Origin of the sequence: Paenibacillus sp. (genome assembly GCF_031177825.1) — a bacterium.
Lineage (GTDB): Bacteria > Bacillota > Bacilli > Paenibacillales > YIM-B00363 > Paenibacillus_AE.
This window is the reverse complement of record NZ_JAPSKE010000021.1, coordinates 63343-80205: the sequence shown is the minus strand read 5'-3', so window position 1 is coordinate 80205 and position 16863 is coordinate 63343. Positions and strand designations below refer to the sequence as shown.

Annotated in this window: 20 protein-coding genes; 3 read left to right on the top strand and 17 right to left on the bottom strand. The window is 59.5% G+C overall.

Going from position 1 to position 16863, the window contains the following annotated elements; translation table 11 throughout:
* Positions 1-40: 40 nt before the first annotated feature.
* The 3 genes from RIN49_RS20820 to RIN49_RS20810 form a co-directional block, all read right to left on the bottom strand.
* Positions 41-1132: an S-layer homology domain-containing protein gene (locus tag RIN49_RS20820; RefSeq protein WP_309122078.1), complete on the bottom strand. Its 1092-nt coding sequence runs from the start codon at positions 1130-1132 to the stop codon at positions 41-43.
* Between the two features lie 148 nt (positions 1133-1280).
* Positions 1281-1733, bottom strand: coding sequence for a YdeI/OmpD-associated family protein (locus RIN49_RS20815; RefSeq protein WP_309122077.1), 453 nt, complete (start codon positions 1731-1733; stop codon positions 1281-1283).
* Positions 1734-1764: 31 nt separating this feature from the next.
* Entirely contained in the window at positions 1765-2697 is a 933-nt protein-coding gene (locus RIN49_RS20810; protein ID WP_309122076.1) for a GNAT family N-acetyltransferase, read from the bottom strand.
* A gap of 111 nt (positions 2698-2808) precedes the next feature.
* Here RIN49_RS20810 and RIN49_RS20805 point away from each other — a divergent pair, with 111 nt between their 5' ends.
* Positions 2809-3891, top strand: a complete 1083-nt coding sequence (locus tag RIN49_RS20805; protein WP_309122075.1) for an HD-GYP domain-containing protein — start codon at positions 2809-2811, stop codon at positions 3889-3891.
* Positions 3892-4024: 133 nt separating this feature from the next.
* Here RIN49_RS20805 and RIN49_RS20800 read toward each other — a convergent pair whose 3' ends face one another.
* Positions 4025-4210 carry a hypothetical protein gene (locus RIN49_RS20800; protein WP_309122074.1) on the bottom strand — a complete coding sequence of 62 codons (186 nt, stop codon included), beginning with the start codon at positions 4208-4210 and terminating at the stop codon, positions 4025-4027.
* A 156-nt stretch (positions 4211-4366) separates the two neighbouring features.
* On the opposite strand from RIN49_RS20800, the gene RIN49_RS20795 reads away from it, so the two are divergent.
* Entirely contained in the window at positions 4367-5623 is a 1257-nt protein-coding gene (locus tag RIN49_RS20795; RefSeq protein ID WP_309122073.1) for a methyl-accepting chemotaxis protein, read from the top strand.
* 51 nt (positions 5624-5674) lie between these two features.
* Here RIN49_RS20795 and RIN49_RS20790 read toward each other — a convergent pair whose 3' ends face one another.
* The 9 genes from RIN49_RS20790 to RIN49_RS20750 all read right to left on the bottom strand — a co-directional run bounded on the left by RIN49_RS20790 (position 5675) and on the right by RIN49_RS20750 (position 11812).
* The gene (locus RIN49_RS20790; protein ID WP_309122072.1) at positions 5675-6187 is read right to left on the bottom strand and encodes a DinB family protein; all 513 of its coding nucleotides are present in this window, start codon (positions 6185-6187) and stop codon (positions 5675-5677) included.
* 87 nt (positions 6188-6274) lie between these two features.
* Positions 6275-7018, bottom strand: a complete 744-nt coding sequence (locus RIN49_RS20785; RefSeq protein ID WP_309122071.1) for an anti-sigma factor — start codon at positions 7016-7018, stop codon at positions 6275-6277.
* On the bottom strand, positions 7018-7590 hold the full coding sequence (locus RIN49_RS20780) for a sigma-70 family RNA polymerase sigma factor (RefSeq protein WP_309122070.1): 573 nt from the start codon (positions 7588-7590) through the stop codon (positions 7018-7020). Before RIN49_RS20780 ends, RIN49_RS20785 begins: the two co-directional genes overlap by 1 nt.
* 23 nt (positions 7591-7613) lie before the next feature.
* A complete protein-coding gene (locus RIN49_RS20775) occupies positions 7614-8252 on the bottom strand; it encodes a cupredoxin domain-containing protein (protein WP_309122069.1) in 639 nt (212 codons plus the stop codon).
* Positions 8253-8275: 23 nt separating this feature from the next.
* Complete coding sequence (locus tag RIN49_RS20770) at positions 8276-9898, bottom strand: plastocyanin/azurin family copper-binding protein (RefSeq protein WP_309122068.1); 1623 nt, start codon at positions 9896-9898, stop codon at positions 8276-8278.
* A gap of 89 nt (positions 9899-9987) precedes the next feature.
* A complete protein-coding gene (locus RIN49_RS20765) occupies positions 9988-10227 on the bottom strand; it encodes a hypothetical protein (protein ID WP_309122067.1) in 240 nt (79 codons plus the stop codon).
* Positions 10228-10304: 77 nt separating this feature from the next.
* The gene (locus RIN49_RS20760) at positions 10305-10646 is read right to left on the bottom strand and encodes a putative signal transducing protein (RefSeq protein ID WP_309122066.1); all 342 of its coding nucleotides are present in this window, start codon (positions 10644-10646) and stop codon (positions 10305-10307) included.
* Positions 10647-10749: 103 nt separating this feature from the next.
* Entirely contained in the window at positions 10750-11235 is a 486-nt protein-coding gene (locus tag RIN49_RS20755) for a GNAT family N-acetyltransferase (protein ID WP_309122065.1), read from the bottom strand.
* 79 nt (positions 11236-11314) lie between these two features.
* Complete coding sequence (locus RIN49_RS20750) at positions 11315-11812, bottom strand: DinB family protein (protein ID WP_309122064.1); 498 nt, start codon at positions 11810-11812, stop codon at positions 11315-11317.
* A 106-nt stretch (positions 11813-11918) separates the two neighbouring features.
* Here RIN49_RS20750 and RIN49_RS20745 point away from each other — a divergent pair, with 106 nt between their 5' ends.
* The gene (locus RIN49_RS20745; protein ID WP_309122063.1) at positions 11919-12869 is read left to right on the top strand and encodes a helix-turn-helix transcriptional regulator; all 951 of its coding nucleotides are present in this window, start codon (positions 11919-11921) and stop codon (positions 12867-12869) included.
* A gap of 14 nt (positions 12870-12883) precedes the next feature.
* Here RIN49_RS20745 and RIN49_RS20740 read toward each other — a convergent pair whose 3' ends face one another.
* The 4 genes from RIN49_RS20740 to RIN49_RS20725 form a co-directional block, all read right to left on the bottom strand.
* Entirely contained in the window at positions 12884-13624 is a 741-nt protein-coding gene (locus tag RIN49_RS20740) for a YqjF family protein (RefSeq protein WP_309122062.1), read from the bottom strand.
* A 13-nt stretch (positions 13625-13637) separates the two neighbouring features.
* On the bottom strand, positions 13638-15254 hold the full coding sequence (locus RIN49_RS20735) for a hypothetical protein (protein WP_309122061.1): 1617 nt from the start codon (positions 15252-15254) through the stop codon (positions 13638-13640).
* Between the two features lie 2 nt (positions 15255-15256).
* On the bottom strand, positions 15257-15826 hold the full coding sequence (locus tag RIN49_RS20730) for a hypothetical protein (protein ID WP_309122060.1): 570 nt from the start codon (positions 15824-15826) through the stop codon (positions 15257-15259).
* A gap of 463 nt (positions 15827-16289) precedes the next feature.
* Positions 16290-16862: a DJ-1/PfpI family protein gene (locus RIN49_RS20725; RefSeq protein WP_309122059.1), complete on the bottom strand. Its 573-nt coding sequence runs from the start codon at positions 16860-16862 to the stop codon at positions 16290-16292.
* Between the last annotated feature and the right edge of the window lies 1 nt (position 16863).

Genomic DNA, 16863 nt, shown 5'->3' with positions numbered 1-16863 from the left:
CCCTTGATTTCTCAAGGGTTCCAATGCGATCCCGGCGCACTCAGAACGGCGAGGTCGCCTCCGGCAAGTAACGAACGAGACGCTCCGCGCCGTCGCCGCGCCGTTCCGATTCGTGCGCCACGGCCGATGCTTCTTCGATCCACTCGAAGTACGGATGATCGGCAGGAACGTCCGGGAAGTGCCGCACGACCTTCGTCTCGCCGTCCTTCAGCGGACCGCGGAGCAAGCCGACGGACAACCACGCCGCCGCCGCCTTCCGCTCGATCGGCGAATCCGGCGCGAACCGGACGTCCTTCTCGTCGTTCAGGTGCTTGACATAGCCCAACGCAAGCGCCGTACCCAACGCATGCTTGGACCAATGCCCCTTCATATCTTCGTACGGCGTATCGAACGGCGTCTCGTGAACGCCGTGCAGCCGCAGCATCAGCGTCAGCAGCTCCGCCTTCGTGATCGGTTCGTCGGGACGGAATTTTCCGTCGAAGCCGACCATGTAACCTTCCGCGGACGCTTGCCGAATATAACGGTATGCCCAATGCGATGCCGGCACGTCGGAGTACCCTTCGGCGTCGAGGCTCTTCAGCCCCTTGATTCGGGCGATCATCGCCGCCGTCTCCGCGCGCGTCAACGCGCCGTCGGGCCGGAACATCCCGTCCGGATACCCTTGCATGAACGGCTGGTGCGTCTCGGTGCCGACCTCCACTTTCACCTTCGGCGTCTTCCACTTCACGCCGCCGTCGAGTTCGATCTCCGCTTCGAGCTCGCCAACGTCGCCTCGCTTCGCATCCGCTTTTATTTTCAATTGGAAATGGACGACGTGAGCGCCGTTCGACTCCACGTCCTTCACGTTCCACTTGAGCAACCGGTTCGAAGCGTCCCATTCGCCGCCGCCCGCGTCGACGACGTCCATCCACTCGTGCACCTTCACATGAATTTGGGTGTTGGTTCGCGCTTTATTTTCGACGTTATGGTAGATCAGATGGAATGTCGCCTTGCCGCCGGCCGTCACGGTCGCTTGGTCCGCGATCAATTGAATCGGAACCCCTCGATCGTCGTCTCCCGCCGCGCCGGCCAACCCCGCCGTCCCGATTGCGAACGCAATCGCCAATAACACCGTCAATGTTCGTTTCCACATCGTCAAGTCCGCCCTTTCCTCGTTGTCGATTTCCCCTGCGAATGTAACGTTATGTGGGGGATGATCAAAATATTCGAACGGCATGCGTCGTAAGGCACGGTTGTCCGACGAGAGGAAGAACTATTTTTTCGACGACGACCGGTATTCGTTAGATCATGCGTCCTTCTCGAAGCGCCTCGATCGCTTTTTCGAGGCGGCGATCTCTCGTCTCCTGCGTCTTGGCGCCCTCGATCGAAAGCACGATTCTTCTCCGGTTGCTGTAGGACAAGCCGTCGAAGAACGCTTTCGCTTCGGGAACGGCGTCGAGCGCGCCCAAGACGTCGGCCGGCACGGCGAGCTCCCTCGGCTCGTCGTCGAGCGCGAGCTCCACGTCGACCTCGTCGCCGGCCGCGACGCCCGCGCCGTTCCGGTGTTCGGCGCTAAGCGGGATCATGTATTTCCCGCCCATGGACGCTATCGTGCTTCGGTACGTATAAGCGCCTCCGATCGTCACGCGAACCGGCGGCTTCTTGCCGGCACCGAGCGCGTCGACGATCTCGGGCGGCACCTCGAGTCCGGTCGCCGTCTTGCGTTCGAGTAGAATCGTTGTACGAAATTTCATCGTTACCCCCCTCTCATCGCTGATGAAGAAGTTATTCTTGCACGAACGCCGTCGAATTTCGCGGTTGCTCGGGAAATACTCGGCTATAACAGACGAAAGCCAGCTTCTTCTCGAATCCCTCCTTGAGATATAAAGCGATCGCTTGCTCATTCTCGGCGTTAACGGACAACAACGCGCGGGGGTATCCTCGGGCCGCCGCGTTCCGCACGGCCGCCCGGAGCAACGTCCGGCCGAGGCCGCGGCCCTGACGAGAAGGCTTCAGCGCCAACGGACCGATCGTCGCGCACGGCATCCCTTCGTATTCGTCCTTATGCGCGCGTACGCATCCGACGGGCTCCTCGTCCTCGAACAAGAGGAGCATCCCTCCTTCGAGCTCGTCCTCTCCGCCCTGCCACTTGGCGACGTGCTCCGGAGCCATCGGCGCTTCGCTGCCTCTCAGCGTCGCGAATGCGGCGTTCCGCACCTCGCACCATGCCGCTTCGTCCGCCCCGTACCGGAACGGCCGGAGCTCGAAGCCTTCCGGCAGCGCCTCCTCGCCGATCGGAGGGCGCTCCTCCCTAAGCAAGACATAGGCGATCCGTTCCGCTTCGAACGACAACGCCTCGAACGCGCAGCGCGCGGCCGTATCCGATGCCTTCGCGAACAGGAATACGTACGGCGCGCCTTCGAGCGACGGACGGATCGCCTCCCATAACGCCGCGTAGCTCTCGGCTCGGCCGTCGTCCGCGCGAAAGATGCGGAACCTCGCCTTCCCGGACTCGGTCAAGTAATCGTCCTCCGCGACCGAGACGGCCCCGACCGGGTCGCCGCCGTCCATCAAGAGGTACGACGGCCTTCCCGACTCCGGATCGAAGGTCGACAGCTCGTCTTCCGACAAAAACGAGTCGCCGACGTCGTCTCGCACTTGCCTGCAGTATGTAAGAAACAGCGTTACGTTGCCTCGATCGATTCTCGACACGTCCATTCCGGATCCCTCCTACACATTCTTTCGACCCATGACGAAGATAATCCTTTACCGCGTCAGCTTTGTTATGTTACATAATTAAATATGATGCTCGAGGGATAGGTGGTCATCTTGAGAAGAACGCATATTAGCGCGGCCCGTCCCGGCTACCGGCTGGCCAAGCCGATCTGGACCGAAACCGGATCGATTCTGCTTGGGGTCGGCGTGGAATTGAACGACCGATACTTGGATCGCTTGAAGCAGATGGGCATCGACTACATCTACGTGGAAGACAACCGGACGTCCGACATCATTCCCGAAGACGTGCTCCAGGACGAAACCCGTAAGAAATCCGTCGAAGCCGTGCATAAGACGATGACCGGATTGATGAACGAAGCGAAGGGAAAGAAAGTCGCTCCCGTCAAAGATTTAGGTTCCGCGTTCCGGACGCTGTTCACGGACATCATGACCGAGCTCCCGAATCGGGGCGACGTCATCGTGAACTTGGTCAACCTGCATGTGAAGGACGGATACTTGTTCCACCATGCCGTCAACGTCGCGGTGCTCGCCGGCGTGCTGGGCATCGCTAAGGGCTATAATCGGAACCAACTGCTCGAGCTCGGCGTCGGGGCGCTCCTCTTCGACGTCGGAATGACGGTGTTTCCAGACAATCTCTGGATGGTGTCCGCGGATCTTACCGACGAACAGCGCACAAGGCTTCAGAAGCATACCGAGGAAGGCTACAACATCCTGCGCAACCAATTCGACGTGTCGTTGCTTTCCGCGCATTGCGCGCTGCAGCATCACGAACGGTTCGACGGCACGGGATATCCTAGAGGATTGAAAGGCGGGGAAATTCACGAATACGCGCAAATCGTCGCGATCGCGGACGTATATGACGCTTTAACGTCGCCGCGGCCGTATCGGAAGCGATACAGTCCGAGCGAGGCGATCGAATTTTTGTACGCGAACGGCAACCAGTGGTTCGATCTGGAACTGATCCGGCTGTTTTGCAAATATATCGCGATCTATCCGGTCTCGTCGACGGTCCAGCTGAACACGGGACAGATCGGCGTCGTCTCCTACGTCGACCCTCTCGTGACGAACCGTCCGATCGTTCGGATCATCCAGGAGGCCGACGGGAAGGAAACGTCCGCCGCGTACGAGATCGATCTGCGCCAGCATATGAACGTAACGATCGTGCAGACGTTGTAAGCGGAGTCGGCGGGCCCTGCGACGAGGCGCTTCGCGAGCACCGCTAGGCGGAAATTTCCGCTTATATCCGCGGTTTCGCGCTTCGCGGATCGGGTCCCGGCCCGCCGCCCGCCACAAACAAGAAGAGCCCTCGTCACCGAGGGCTCTTCTTGCGCTGCTCGTTTTCCTTGCCGAGCCAATCCGACGTACTGCCCAGATTGACGCTCGCATTCTTCGTGTCGTCCATCCGAAATCCGATGCGTTCGTGGGCCGACGTATTCTCTAAGACGGTGTTCGGGTCTCCGTCCGCCTCCTGCTTGCTTTCTTCGTATGGGGCCATTCGTTCGTCCCTCCCTTGCGATTCGCTATAGTGTTGCCGGACGTACCCAAAGGTATCCATCCTCCAAAGCTTCGACAGAAAAGTATCTGTAGTACTTCATGGCATAAAATGTTATAATTTGCCCAAGACTTTATTCCTAGTTAAAGGAGCGTTCTGATGAACTGGTTTACGAATTTATCGTTCAATCGCAAACTGCAATTCGGGAATTACGTGGTCATTATGGCCTATACGATCGTCATGCTCCCGTTCTTCATCGCGTTCGGACGTCTTGCGATCGGCTTGTTGAGCTTAGCGGTGTTGGGCGGGCTTAGCGTCATTTTCTTCCGTTGGCTTGAGAAAACGCTTACAGAACCGATCGACGATATGACGAAGGCGGCGCTGGCCATATCCAAGGGGGATTTCACGAGCCGTATCGAGATGCAATCCGACGACACCCTCGGACAGCTGGGCGCGGCGTTCAACAAGATGATCGAGAAGCTGCGCGAGCTGCTGCAGGAGACGAGCCGCACGTCGAAGCACGTCTTCGAGTCGAGCCGAGACATCTATATGAAGAACGAAAACATGAAGACCGTCCTCGAGGAAGTGTCGATCGCGGCGAACGAGCTGGCGTCGGGCGCCGCACAGGTGTCCGAAGAAATCGCCGGCGTATCGGTCGCGACGAAAAACATCGAGCAGAAGGTCGGCGCGTACACCGAATCGACGCGCGAGATGAACGCGAAGTCGGGCCAGATGATGGAGCTCGTCCGCAAAGGGCTCGATTCCGTAGAAACCCAAACCGGCGGCATGCGACGAAACGTGCAGGCGACGGCGAACGTCTCCCAGACGATTCACGAATTGGCCAAGCAGGCGAACGGCATCTCCCAAATTACGCGCACGATATCGGAGATCGCCGAGCAGACGAACCTGCTCTCCCTGAACGCGTCGATCGAGGCGGCACGCGCGGGCGAGCACGGACTCGGCTTCGCGGTCGTCGCTCAAGAAGTGCGCAAGCTCGCCGAAGAGTCGACCGGCTCGACGAAGGAAGTGTTCAAGCTCGTGCGTACGATCGAACAGAGCATCGAGAAGGCGCTCGTTTCAATGTCGGAGAACGAACAGATCGTCGAGGAGCAGACGCGCCTCATCGCCGAGACGGAGCAGGTGTTCTCCGAGATCGTCCGCAACGTGACGTTCATCTCCGAACAGATCGCCGTCTTCGCGGAGGAGAGCGAGCAGATGTTGGAGAGCTCGAAGCAAATTTCCGGCATCGTCGAAAATATTTCCGCCTTCACGCAGCAATCAGCGGCCGGTACGGAGCAGGTATCCGCGTCGATGGCCGAACAGATCTCCGCCGTACGAGCGATTGTCGCCCAGTCGGAACAGATGACGAAGCTCGTCTCCCAGCTGCAGCAATCGATGAACGTATTCAAACTGTAAGGAACAGAAAAAAGTCGATTCCGGAACTCTCCGGGACCGACTTTTTCCGCCTTACAGGTACAGACGCCGCAAAATGTCCACGTGATGCAGCTCATGACCTGCGATAATGTATGCCAGCGCCGCGGCCGACGTCTCGTTGCCGCTGACGACGCCGCGGAACTCGAACGCCGATGCGGGCAGTCCTTGGAGCAGCGACAGCGTCGACCTCCGCACTGCCTCGTAGTCCTCCTTCAAACGGCTGACCGTCCATTCGTCGAAGTCGGAATTCGCGATGAACAGGTCTTGATCGAAGCCGGGCAGCGGCGTCCGATCGCCTCGCGCCACGCGCAGCAGCCGATAGCTCATGACCCGCTCCGTATCCGCGATATGTCCGATCAGTTGGGCGACGCTCCACTTGCCCGGCGCGTACCGATACGTCAGCTTCTCCGACGGAATCGCGTCCAGCAGCTCAATCAGCGTCGACTGCTGCCGACGAAGCTGCTCCACGATGTTCCCCTCCGGGACGCGATCGATGTACACGGCGAAATATGGATTGTATTCCTCGCTTGCGGGACGTTGTATCATGGGAAAATCCCCCTCCTCGTCGATTACTTCCATAGTGGATCGGACGAACCGATGTGTCAAGAGCGGATTCCCATGTTTCTCCTTCCGTCAAGAGGCGAACGCCCGCTCCCCTCTCGGCTGATCTCCCCGATCGTCCGGTTCGATCGTAATGCCGATCGCATCGAACGCCGGCGGCTCCGTGGCGATCGGCATCGCGAGGACGCCGATGCCGTCCTCGTTCACGCGGAACGTGCCGGCGCTCGAACGTTCGCCGTCCTTCAACAGCCACACTTGGTACGCTTCCTCTCCTTCGGTTCGCTCCGCGCCGAACACATAGACGATAAACTGCTTATCGCGGCCGTTGTCCACGACGCACGCGACGCCGTAAGCGCGCTCCGCCTCCGACGAAGCATAGAGCGGAACCAGCCTTTCGATGCTCGCCGCGGAAGCCGACGCCGCTTCTTCCAACGGGAGCGGCATCGCGCTTCGGTCCGACTGCAGCTCATAGTTCCGCAACCCCATGACGGCGATGACGACGGATGCCGCCGCCGCGAAGCCGTACCGCAGCCATCGCCGGGAAGACGGCCGCTCGAACGCCGACGGCTCGGACGTCGGCGGCTCGGAAGCGAACGCGGCGTCGAGCACTTGCTTCTTCAAATCCTTCGGCGGTTCGACCCGCTCCATGTCCGCGGACAACCCCTCCCAAGCCTCGGTAAGCTCTGCCGTTTCTTCCGCGCAAGCGGGACATCCGGGGAGGTGGCGTTCGAACGCGCGTCGCTCCGCTTCGGTTCCGTCGCCGGACACATACTCGAGCAGGAAACCGCAGATCGGTTCCCGATCGCTCTTTCGCATTACCATCCCTCCCCTTCGGCGGTCAGATGCCTTCGTAATATTTTCAACGTCTGATGCAGTCGATGCTTGACCGTCCCCAGCGGTTGACCGTACAGCTTCGCTAACTCGCTAAGGCTGTACCCGTTCCAATAGAAATGCTCCAACAACGCGATCTGCTGCGCGGACAAATGCCGGTACGCCGTACGGATTTGTTGCCGCATGCCGCTCTGGATCGCGAGCTCCTCGGGCGAGACGTTCCGCTCGTCGGGAATCCGCTCCCAGCGCTCCGGCGCAAGCTCCGCCTGCCGCTCGGTTTCTCTGCGGATGCGGCGCTGCCGATCGATCGCGATGTTTCTCGTGATCGTGACGAGCCAGCTCGAGAACGCCCCCTTCTCGGGATCATACTCGGATTCCGTCGTCCACAGCCGCAAGAAGACGGTCTGTACGACCTCCCGGGCCGCGCTCTCCTCTCTCATCGCCTTCAAGGCGAAGGAGTAGACGAGCGAGGCGTATCGATCGTAAAGCTCCGACAAGGCGGCGCGACGCTTCGCTTTGACGAGCCGCATGAGCTCGCCGTCGGATAGATGCAGCATACGCCAAACCCCACCTCCCAAATCTACTTCACGAGAATGATCGCTTTCATGCCCGGGTGAGGCGTGCAAATATACGGAAACTCTCCGGCTTCGGCGAACGTCACTTCCATCTCTTCCCCTTGCTTCAGGATCCCGGTATCGAACGACCCGTCCTCGGCCGTCGCCGTATGCCCGACCGCGTCCTTATTCGCGAAGACGACGGTGTCGCCCGCGTTGATTTCCAAGCGATCCGGGGAAAAGGCGAAGTCGACGATCTCGACGACATGACGAACGGGCTCCGCCTTCGCAGGCGACGGCGCGGGGTCCGGCGCGGGCTGCGCGGCCGGCTTCTCGACCGGCTTTTCGCCCGGCTGCTCCGCAGGCTCCTCCGCCGGATCCTCCGGCGGTTCGGCCGCCGGCGCTTCCGTCTTCGCGGGTTTCTCCGCCATCGGAGCTTCGACTCCTGTCGAAGATCCGGACGTCGCCGGCTCCGCCGCCGCGGGCTCGGCCGGCGCTTCGTGCGGCTCTCCGTCCCCATGCTCCGCGCTCTCTTCGACCTCCGGCTGCTCCGCCGATGCCGTCGGCGAGTCCGTCGAGCCGTCTCCCCCCGCCGAGCTGCAGGCCGCAGCGAACAGCAGCAGGACGATCGACATCGAACGCGCGGCGTACTTCCATCGACTCATCCGTTCCACCTCCTCCGGTCGAATTACTTGACGATGATCGTGCCCGTCATAAACCGCTTATGCGGCTCGCAGAAATACTCGTACGTCCCCGCTTCGTTCAGGGTGATCGCGAACGATTCGCCCTTCTTCAGCAGCGGCGTAGAGAATTCGCCGTTCGCCGCGACGGCGTTATGCTCCATGTCGTCGTAATTCGTAAAGACGACGGTCGAACCGGCTTCGACCGTAAGCGGCCCGCTCCCGAAGGAGAACTCCCGGATGTCGACGTTGTAGGTTTTTCCTTGCTGCGCGCCCGCATTCGAGCTCGAGCCCGTACCCGCGCCGGCGCTCGTGCCTTCGAACGTCTTCGGCGACACCAGGAACCAGACGTCGTTGACGTTCTGCCCGAGCGTATCGCCCCAAGCGGCGTCCTTCGCGAAATAATAGAGCGGATACGACTTGAAGGTCGTAACCACGCCGCCCTCCGGATGGTCGATCATGCCGAAATCGCCCGCCGACAACGTGGAAGGCAATGCGCCATGAGCCATGAACAACGGCCAATTCGCGACGCATGGCCCCGCGCAAGCGCTAGCGTTCGGCGCGTCCTTGGCGAAATAATAAAGCGCGTTGCCGTACGCATCCGTTATATAATCGCCGTGCTCCGCCGACGTTCCGATCATGACGGCGTAATCGGGCTTCGCCACGAACCAGACGCCGTTCGCGCCTTCGCCGTTCGTATCGCCCGCCGCCGCATCCTTCGCGAACGTATAAAGCGGCCACCCCTTATAAGTCAACTGCTTCTCGCCGTCCGAACGGGTGAACGCGCCGAAGTCGTCGGCATTCAGCGTCGCGGGGATGATCAATTCGTCCTCGTAGAAGATCGGCCAATTGGTCAAACAACCGCCTTGACAAGAATTCAAGTCCGCGATGTCCTTCGTAAAGAAATACAACGTCCGGCCCTCCGAATCGGTCAAGACCGCGCCGAGCTCCGGATCGTTCGCGAGCGCGAGACGCTTCCCCGTCGGGAGCGCCGCTTCCGCCGATACGACGCCGGATGCTTGGAGCGACGCGAGCAGCGTGCCGCCATCGGACGTCGTCGCTCCCAGGCTCTCGACGAGCGCCGTCGCCAGATGCGCGTTCGTCAGCTCGCCTACGCCGCGAATGCCGACCAGCCCTTTCGAGGCCGCGAACGCTTCCGTATCGGCATACGCGAAGTCCGCGCCCGACGTATAGCCGAGCGCTTCGAGCATCACTTTATAAAACTGTTGCGAGTTGATGACGGACAGCGGATCGAACGTCCCGTCTCCGGGGCCTTGCCAGCCGAGCTCCGGATGTTCCTTCAAATACCCTAGCACCGCTTGGTTTCCGACCGAAACCGAATCCTTGTCGCTAAAATTCGATGTCGGCTCGTAATCCATCGCTTCATCCAGCTTACCGGTTAAACGAAGCGAGAGTAATGCCGCTTGCAATCGTGTGGATTTCTTCTCCAAATAATCCCTTGTCAGCCCGTCCCCGTCCCCCAGCAGAAGGCCGAGTCGGCCCGCCGCTTCGGCGTCCGATTGTAATGCGATGTCGTCCGCCGCCGCGGACGCCCCGATGCCGAACGCCGCGGTCAACGACAGCAGCCCCGCCGCGACCCCCAGCCGTACGCCCCGTATCCAAGTATTCATCAACGTTCCTCCCCATTAGGAAAAGTTTCCTTACGTAAGGAACAACGACGGAAACCGGAAAACGGTTTGTCTCGAAGGCTGGACTTTTTTTACCTTTTCTTCAGAAAACCGATCAATCCGCACACGAGACCGAACGACAGGAAGAACATCCCCCACGGGGCGCTATCGGGAACCATCGAGGACAGACCGATGCCGAATAAAAGGAGCACGATGCCGAACCCGATCCACTGCGTCGAAGAAGGCATGACGATTTGAAAGCCCAAGGCGAAAAGGAGGAGCATGACGGCGGCGATGCCGAAGGATATAACATAGACGACTGCTGGAAACATGCGGCCACCCCATTTTCCGAATTTATCCTATTGTACCAGAACGCAAAATCCCCGACACGTCTGTGCCGGGGATTTCTTTACGATGCTTCGAAAATAAACTCGTATTGGCCCTGTACCCGCTCTTCCAACAACCGCTTCGCCTGCTCGACGTCGCTCCGGTGGACCTCGACGACCGTCATCATCTCGACCGCTTCGAGCCCCCCTTGCGCGACGGCGCCCGCGTTCATATTCGTGCGGATCGGCACGCTTCGGATGCGGCATCGAATGCCTTCCTCCTGCAACAGCGCGTATTGATCCGACGCCTGCTCCGTCAACTCCATCCGCTTGTATACCGTCTTCCAGGACCGCTTCTTCGTCCAATACCATACGCCAATGAGCACGGCGATCGCAACCGCGACCATGATCGGAAAACCATTCATCGAGCAACACTCCCTCTTCGAGAATTTCGCTAAGATTTGGTTTTTCTAAGTTCATGGTAACAGGCAAATGTAAAGAAACGATGATCGAGGCATGGTATTTCTATTAACGTTCGCCGCTCCCGCGGTTACCATCTTCCAGCTTCCATTCGTAGATGCACTTGCGCCGCTCGCCTTCTCGGTACATATCGTTGTCGGGCGGGAGATCGACGATCTCGAGCAGCACCGCGCCGACATTTTCGCATGTTTTCCTCGAGGCGGCGTTCTCCGGGTTGCAAGTAATCATCGCCGTCCGCATGCCGTGCGCGACCGCGACGCGCTGAATGAGTCGACACGCTTTCGCCGCGAAGCCTCTCCCGCGATAGGCTTCCTCCACGGAATAACCGATATGGCCCCCATAATACAAATTCCGGTTCATCCCGATGCGAACGTCGATTCTCCCGACGACCTCGTACGTCCCGTGCAGCACGATATCGTAAATGTAGGACGGGACGATTCCCATCTCTCCCATCCCGGGCGCTTTGAATGCGATGGAGAGATCGATCTCTTCGCCGCGAATGCGGTCGAAGCCCTCAAGAAACTCGAAATCCATTGGACGCCCCTCCATTCGTTCCCAACCGCTTTCTTGGGATGATACTATGGAGGAATGTCGGGAATCAAGAGATGGCGATCTACAAGACGTATAAATCCATCATCGTTACATCATGCCCGAGCGCCTTCACGTATTGGAACAGCTGCGACCGGTGATGGAACAGATGCGTGACCGTCTCGAGCAGCCACCTCGACTGGAGCGTCGGATGATTCACGTAATACGGCGTCGTCGCTCGATGCAGAAACTCCTCGTCCGACATGACGCCGTAATGCTTCTTCAACGACTCGAATCCTCGACCCATCGCCGCCGTCAACGCGTCCGCGTCGCTCTCCAATCGCGCATACGTCTTCTCCGCCGCGCGAACCTCGTCTTCGGTCGCCTCCTTCGCGATCATGACATCCACTTCCGGCATCGAAGCGATATGGTGCACCAACTCCTGCAGCGAGCGCATGTTGTCCGCCGGACGGTACGACCATTGCTCCGGCCGGATGCGCCCGATCAACCGCCAGGCCGTCCGCATCCCCAGCTCAAACTCCTCGAACAACTGCTCCTTCATTCGCGTTACTCCGTTCGTCATCTACGAACACTCCTTCGTCATCGATTGGCATGGTTTGCTCATGAACCAAAGTATCATATAATAGTGACAATTCTCTTCACCATTATTCGAATGGACGGAAAATCATATGACGAGATCGCAACGATTGATGGAATTGCTCGTGGAAATCAACCGGCGGCGGCGCTTTACGGCCGGGGAATTGGCGGAAGCGTTCGGCGTTTCGAAGCGGACGATCCTAAGGGACTTGCAAGAGCTCGAGGCGATCGGAGTGCCGCTGTATTCGGAGGTAGGACCGCATGGCGGGTATCGGCTCGTCAAGGAACGTCTGCTCCCGCCGATCGCCTTCACCGAAGAGGAGGCCGCCGCGATGTTTCTCGCTTACGAGTCGCTGCAGCAGCTCGGAGAGCTGCCGTTCGAAACAGAAACGCGGACGGCGTTGGCGAAGTTCTACTCCTTCATGCCGGCGGACGCCAAGCAGCGCATCGATAGCATGCGGCAACGCATCGCGTTCAAGATTCCGAAGCGGCCGGTCGGCTCGCCTCATCTGAAGTTGCTGCTGTCGGCTTCCATTGCGAGACAGCCACTGAGGATCCTATACGATTCGAAGGAAGGCGCGCAGGAGCGAACGATCCACCCGGTCGGCGTCTACGCGGAGAACGGCTTCTGGTACTGCCCGGCGTATTGCCGTCTCCGGGAAGACTATCGCTTGTTTCGGGCGGATCGGATTCTCGAGGCGAAGCCGGACGAGGGCTCGCCGTCGGACGAGCCGTCTGCCGACGTTCACTTGGGCGACTGGCGGCAACATGCGTCGGATCTCTTTTTCCAATGGGTGACGCTTGAGGTGCGATTGACGAGGAACGGCGTGCGCCGCGCCGTGGCGGAGGAATGGATGGCCGACGGCATCCAGGTGAACGAGGACGGGTCCGGCAGCTATGCCGGTCGGATTCCGAAGCAAGATCTTTCCTACTTCGCTTGCCTCTTCCTAAGCATGGGGACGGATGCCGAGGTCATAGAGCCGGTCGAACTCGTGGACGACATCCGAGACCGGCTTCGACAGCTTCAACAACAGTATCTATAGAAAAAACGACGCGGTTATCCCTTCTCCAACGTCCAGAACAACACGTCGAGCCGATGCGCGTAGTGCAGCAGCGGCGGCTCTTCGGGGAGCGCGATTCCCGCAGCCGCGGCCATCGTATTGCTTCGGATGTCGGCTTGCGCGAGCTGCAGCGGCCACGGTTCGTGGTGGATATCGCCTCGGTAGACGCCGCCTCGACGCACGATATATAAGGCGTAACGCTCTGTGAGCCACGATTCCAAACTACCGGCTGCGGCTCGGAACGGCTCGGAAATCGGCGCGTACCGGCCGGCGAATTCGGCCGGCGCCGCCTTCCGGTGCGTACGGCGGCTGCGGTAATCGACGGCGCCGTCGGCGATCGAAGCGATCGACATGTCCGCTCGAACGTAAGGCAAATGGAAAAACAGCCGCGCCGACGCGACCGCCAGCGGATTCGTCGCGTCCAAGCTGAAGAAATAGACGCCCGGCTTTCCTTGATGCGTTACATAGGTGCGCACGTTGATTTCGGGGAACGCCGCCGTTCCCGGAATGGGCGGCAGCCCCCGGAGACGAATGCCGCTCATGCCGAACGGCACGACCGCGACCCAAGCGGCGCCGTCGAACGTGTCCAGCGTCAGCTCCGCGGGAATCAGGCCGCGGAGTTCGTCCGGCCGAACCGGCCAATGCGCGAACAGCAGCCTGTCCCACGTTTGTTTCATGACCCACGGGCGCCGCGGCGGCGGCCAAGGACGGTGATCGGCGTCGAGATCGCGCATCATATTCCGAACCCTCCTACTTCATCGTCTGTACCTTGAGCACTACGTCGTTCTTCTCCTCGTTCGCCGCCGCGGACGCGTCCTTCGCGCGGATCGCGAAATAGTACGTCGTCCCCGGCTTCAACCCCCGAACGGTCGCCTCATACGGATACGCCTTCGCATCCCCTTTTCCGTAGCCCTCGGCGACCGACGGCGTCAAAGTCAACCTTTTCGCTTTCGTCAAATTCGGATCTTTCGCAAAGTCGAAAGGCGACTCCTGATAGTACAACGTGTACGTCACCGGGTGCAAATCCAACGCGATATCCCAACGCACCTTCACGCCTTGCGGCAACGCGACAGCTTCCTGAATGCCGACGCGCGGGGCGACGCTCTTCGGCGGCCAGACAGGCGAGTCGTTGTATACGCTCGACCATGCCGGCGGCGCCGCGTCCTTCAAAGACCCGCGTTCCGCGACGAACGAATTCGCGACGGTCAAATAGGCATTCGTAATGTAATGACGAAAACCCGCGACCTGCTCCGCTTCGACGATATCCTGCTTCAGAAGGTCAATGCCGAGCGTCGACTGTCCCGTTAACGTTTCTTCCTTCATCTCTTTCGAAGGACCTTCGGCATAACCGAGCGACAACGCCTGGAAGCCGCCCGGACGATTCGCTTCCGCCATGAGCTTCGGCATGATGTTGAATTTGTTGTCCGCCGCGAAGTTAGCGTTGAACGTCTCCTGATCGCTCGAGTTCATGCGGTAGCTCTCGAACAGTACGAAGTCGACGGCCTCTCCGGGATTGAAATCGTAATGCGGCAGTCGGGGATCGAAGTAAAACAGTCCACGGTTTTGCATCACGTATTTGTCCGGATACGCGTCCCGCAACCGTTCAAGAAAGTCCGCATAGCCGGGCGCCGTCCATTCGAACTCGGTTTGGTTGCCGCTGTTCTTGTCCGTATACGAATTGGGAGCGGCCGTGTCCACCGTATCCAAAAATACGCCGTTAAGTCCCAATCCTCGGCCATAGGTTTCCGTGAGCAGCTCGCCGAACCCTGCGATTCCGTCGGTATCCAGCTTCATTCGATTCAGCAGGTCGAACCAAACGGGGTCCCCGACATTCACGAAGGCGACGTCGAAGTATCGGTTCCGATCCGGTTGCCCGTCCCGGTCGTTGTCATCCAAGTAGTACGACGCGAAGCCGGCGCCGCCCGGCGAAGCGTCGCCGCGCGGGTCGATGCCTTCTAGACTGTTCGAGCCGTTCGGGTGCGGCCCCCTCGGATCCACGCGCGGCCCTGTGCCGTCCCCGACGAATCTCCGGTCCTTTGTCATCTGATCGCTCGTCAGTCCGTACGTTCGGGAATCTTCCCCTACGGAAATATAGCCCAACACGATGACATCGTCCGCGGCATCCTTCGGGTTGTTCCCGGCTTGGATCGCTTTCACTTGCTCGCGAGTCAAATTCGCGTTATGCGGGTGAAGCACGACGAGTTCGTATGACTTCGCCGTCTCGATCGTCTTCGCGTCCAGCTTTCCGTAGTAGATCATATATCGATCGATCCACGGCTTAGTCTCCTCCGTACGTTCGGCCGCGACCGCGAGGGCGGGCGGGAATAGACAAGCGAGCGTAAGCAGCGTAATGAGTGCTCTTTTCATCCCTAACGAACCCCTTTTACGGAAAACGAGACCGCCGCCCCGATCCGATAATCGATCTTGTTCGCATCGTCCGGGCCGTTCCCGACGAAGAAATCCGCGTATCCGTTCGCGACGTACTCTCCTTCGGGAAACCCTTCCTTCCAAAATCGTTTCATAAACTCGACGTACTCCCGTTCGTCTTGTTCGCTGAATCCGCCGCTCTTCACGTACGTCTCGCGAAGCGGCACGTGCCGGCGAAGCTCCGTATGCAGCAAGGGTTGGTTCATCATGAATCCGATATCGTACCCTCTCGTCGTCTCGCGAATCGGAAAATAAAACGGAGACGCCGCGTGATAGATCGTAACCGACTCCTCCGGCCCCGTAAAAATGAGCTCCGCATACAAACGGACGTCCTTCCCGTCATCGTATGTACCTTGCTCGCTCACGAGGCGGTAGACGAAATCGCCCTCCTTCGTCTCCGCGGCGGAGGCCGGCCGTTCGCCCGGCGGCTTATCCGGATCCTGAGCGTCGCGCTCTCCCGGGCTTTGCAAGCATCCGGAAAGCAATAGAAATAGCGCCAATATCAACTTCAATCGGAATCGCCCCCTCCCTAAACCTTCACTTCTTACCCTATAGTACCCTCCTCAGGAAATTTCCGCCACAGCCCTGTTTCGAGGATCGAGTTATCCGGATTTCTACCCAATTCATCGGGTTTCCCTCATTCTAGCGCCCGGCCGGAAATGGTATGCTGTCTTCGCTATCGCTTATGCGGCGGAACGCATGTACTCACGGCGCCCATGCGGCGTCGATCGATGAAGGAGGCAGAATGGGATGTCCAAGCGAAAAGGATGGATTCAGGCGCTGCTCGTCGGCGCGCTCCTGCTTACGGGAGCGGCGGGACCTGCGAGCGTAACGAATGCGGCAAAGGGCATGAAAACGGAAAGGGTCTCGGCCACCATAAAGACCGCTGAATCCCAAGGAGCGTCAGGCGAAATGCCTGACGCTCCTTGGTTTTCCCTTTCAAAAATAGTCGGAGTTTCTCCGACTGCAACGCTCCTACGTCTGCAGCGTGTAGTACGGATAGTCCAGCTTCGCCTGCGCCTGCTTCGCGATGTCGGGACCCGCGAGCGATTCGACGACATACAGCCCAAGGTCGATCGAAGCCGACACGCCGCCGCCCGTAAAGACGTTCCCGTCTCTGACGAACCGCGCCTTCGCCACTTCCGCGCAGTACGGCTCAAGCAGCTCGTAAGCGGACGGATTCGTCGTTGCGCGCTTGCCTTCCAGAAATCCAGCGGCTCCCCAGATGAGCGCTCCGGTACAGACAGACACCTTATAGGGAACGTCCTTCGCCGTCCGAATCCAATCCAGAAACTCGGCGTCGTACCGGAGCTGACGCGTGGACAGGCCGCCCGGAATAAACACGAGGTCATACGCCGACAAGTTCGGAGAGACGCGGCCGGCGCGCAACGTCAACCCCCGGTCGTCCGTCACCTGCTCCCGATCGGCGCAGAACTCCCAAGTTACATCGTCGAACGCGTTCAACATCCGCAGCCAAGTCACCGCTTCGCAAAACCCCGAGAAATCCAACAAAGTCATCTTGTCGAACAGAACGAACGCCATCTTCATT

What these genes read in the sequence shown, in the direction of transcription:
- RIN49_RS20820 (WP_309122078.1), bottom strand. Translation starts at nt 1,132, where the DNA reads ATGTGGAAACGAACATTGACGGTGTTATTGGCGATTGCGTTCGCAATC.
- RIN49_RS20815 (WP_309122077.1), bottom strand. Translation starts at nt 1,733, where the DNA reads ATGAAATTTCGTACAACGATTCTACTCGAACGCAAGACGGCGACCGGA.
- RIN49_RS20810 (WP_309122076.1), bottom strand. Translation starts at nt 2,697, where the DNA reads ATGGACGTGTCGAGAATCGATCGAGGCAACGTAACGCTGTTTCTTACA.
- RIN49_RS20800 (WP_309122074.1), bottom strand. Translation starts at nt 4,210, where the DNA reads ATGGCCCCATACGAAGAAAGCAAGCAGGAGGCGGACGGAGACCCGAAC.
- RIN49_RS20795 (WP_309122073.1), top strand. Translation starts at nt 4,367, where the DNA reads ATGAACTGGTTTACGAATTTATCGTTCAATCGCAAACTGCAATTCGGG.
- RIN49_RS20790 (WP_309122072.1), bottom strand. Translation starts at nt 6,187, where the DNA reads ATGATACAACGTCCCGCAAGCGAGGAATACAATCCATATTTCGCCGTG.
- RIN49_RS20785 (WP_309122071.1), bottom strand. Translation starts at nt 7,018, where the DNA reads ATGCGAAAGAGCGATCGGGAACCGATCTGCGGTTTCCTGCTCGAGTAT.
- RIN49_RS20780 (WP_309122070.1), bottom strand. Translation starts at nt 7,590, where the DNA reads ATGCTGCATCTATCCGACGGCGAGCTCATGCGGCTCGTCAAAGCGAAG.
- RIN49_RS20775 (WP_309122069.1), bottom strand. Translation starts at nt 8,252, where the DNA reads ATGAGTCGATGGAAGTACGCCGCGCGTTCGATGTCGATCGTCCTGCTG.
- RIN49_RS20770 (WP_309122068.1), bottom strand. Translation starts at nt 9,898, where the DNA reads ATGAATACTTGGATACGGGGCGTACGGCTGGGGGTCGCGGCGGGGCTG.
- RIN49_RS20765 (WP_309122067.1), bottom strand. Translation starts at nt 10,227, where the DNA reads ATGTTTCCAGCAGTCGTCTATGTTATATCCTTCGGCATCGCCGCCGTC.
- RIN49_RS20760 (WP_309122066.1), bottom strand. Translation starts at nt 10,646, where the DNA reads ATGAATGGTTTTCCGATCATGGTCGCGGTTGCGATCGCCGTGCTCATT.
- RIN49_RS20755 (WP_309122065.1), bottom strand. Translation starts at nt 11,235, where the DNA reads ATGGATTTCGAGTTTCTTGAGGGCTTCGACCGCATTCGCGGCGAAGAG.
- RIN49_RS20750 (WP_309122064.1), bottom strand. Translation starts at nt 11,812, where the DNA reads ATGACGAACGGAGTAACGCGAATGAAGGAGCAGTTGTTCGAGGAGTTT.
- RIN49_RS20745 (WP_309122063.1), top strand. Translation starts at nt 11,919, where the DNA reads ATGACGAGATCGCAACGATTGATGGAATTGCTCGTGGAAATCAACCGG.
- RIN49_RS20740 (WP_309122062.1), bottom strand. Translation starts at nt 13,624, where the DNA reads ATGATGCGCGATCTCGACGCCGATCACCGTCCTTGGCCGCCGCCGCGG.
- RIN49_RS20735 (WP_309122061.1), bottom strand. Translation starts at nt 15,254, where the DNA reads ATGAAAAGAGCACTCATTACGCTGCTTACGCTCGCTTGTCTATTCCCG.
- RIN49_RS20725 (WP_309122059.1), bottom strand. Translation starts at nt 16,862, where the DNA reads ATGAAGATGGCGTTCGTTCTGTTCGACAAGATGACTTTGTTGGATTTC.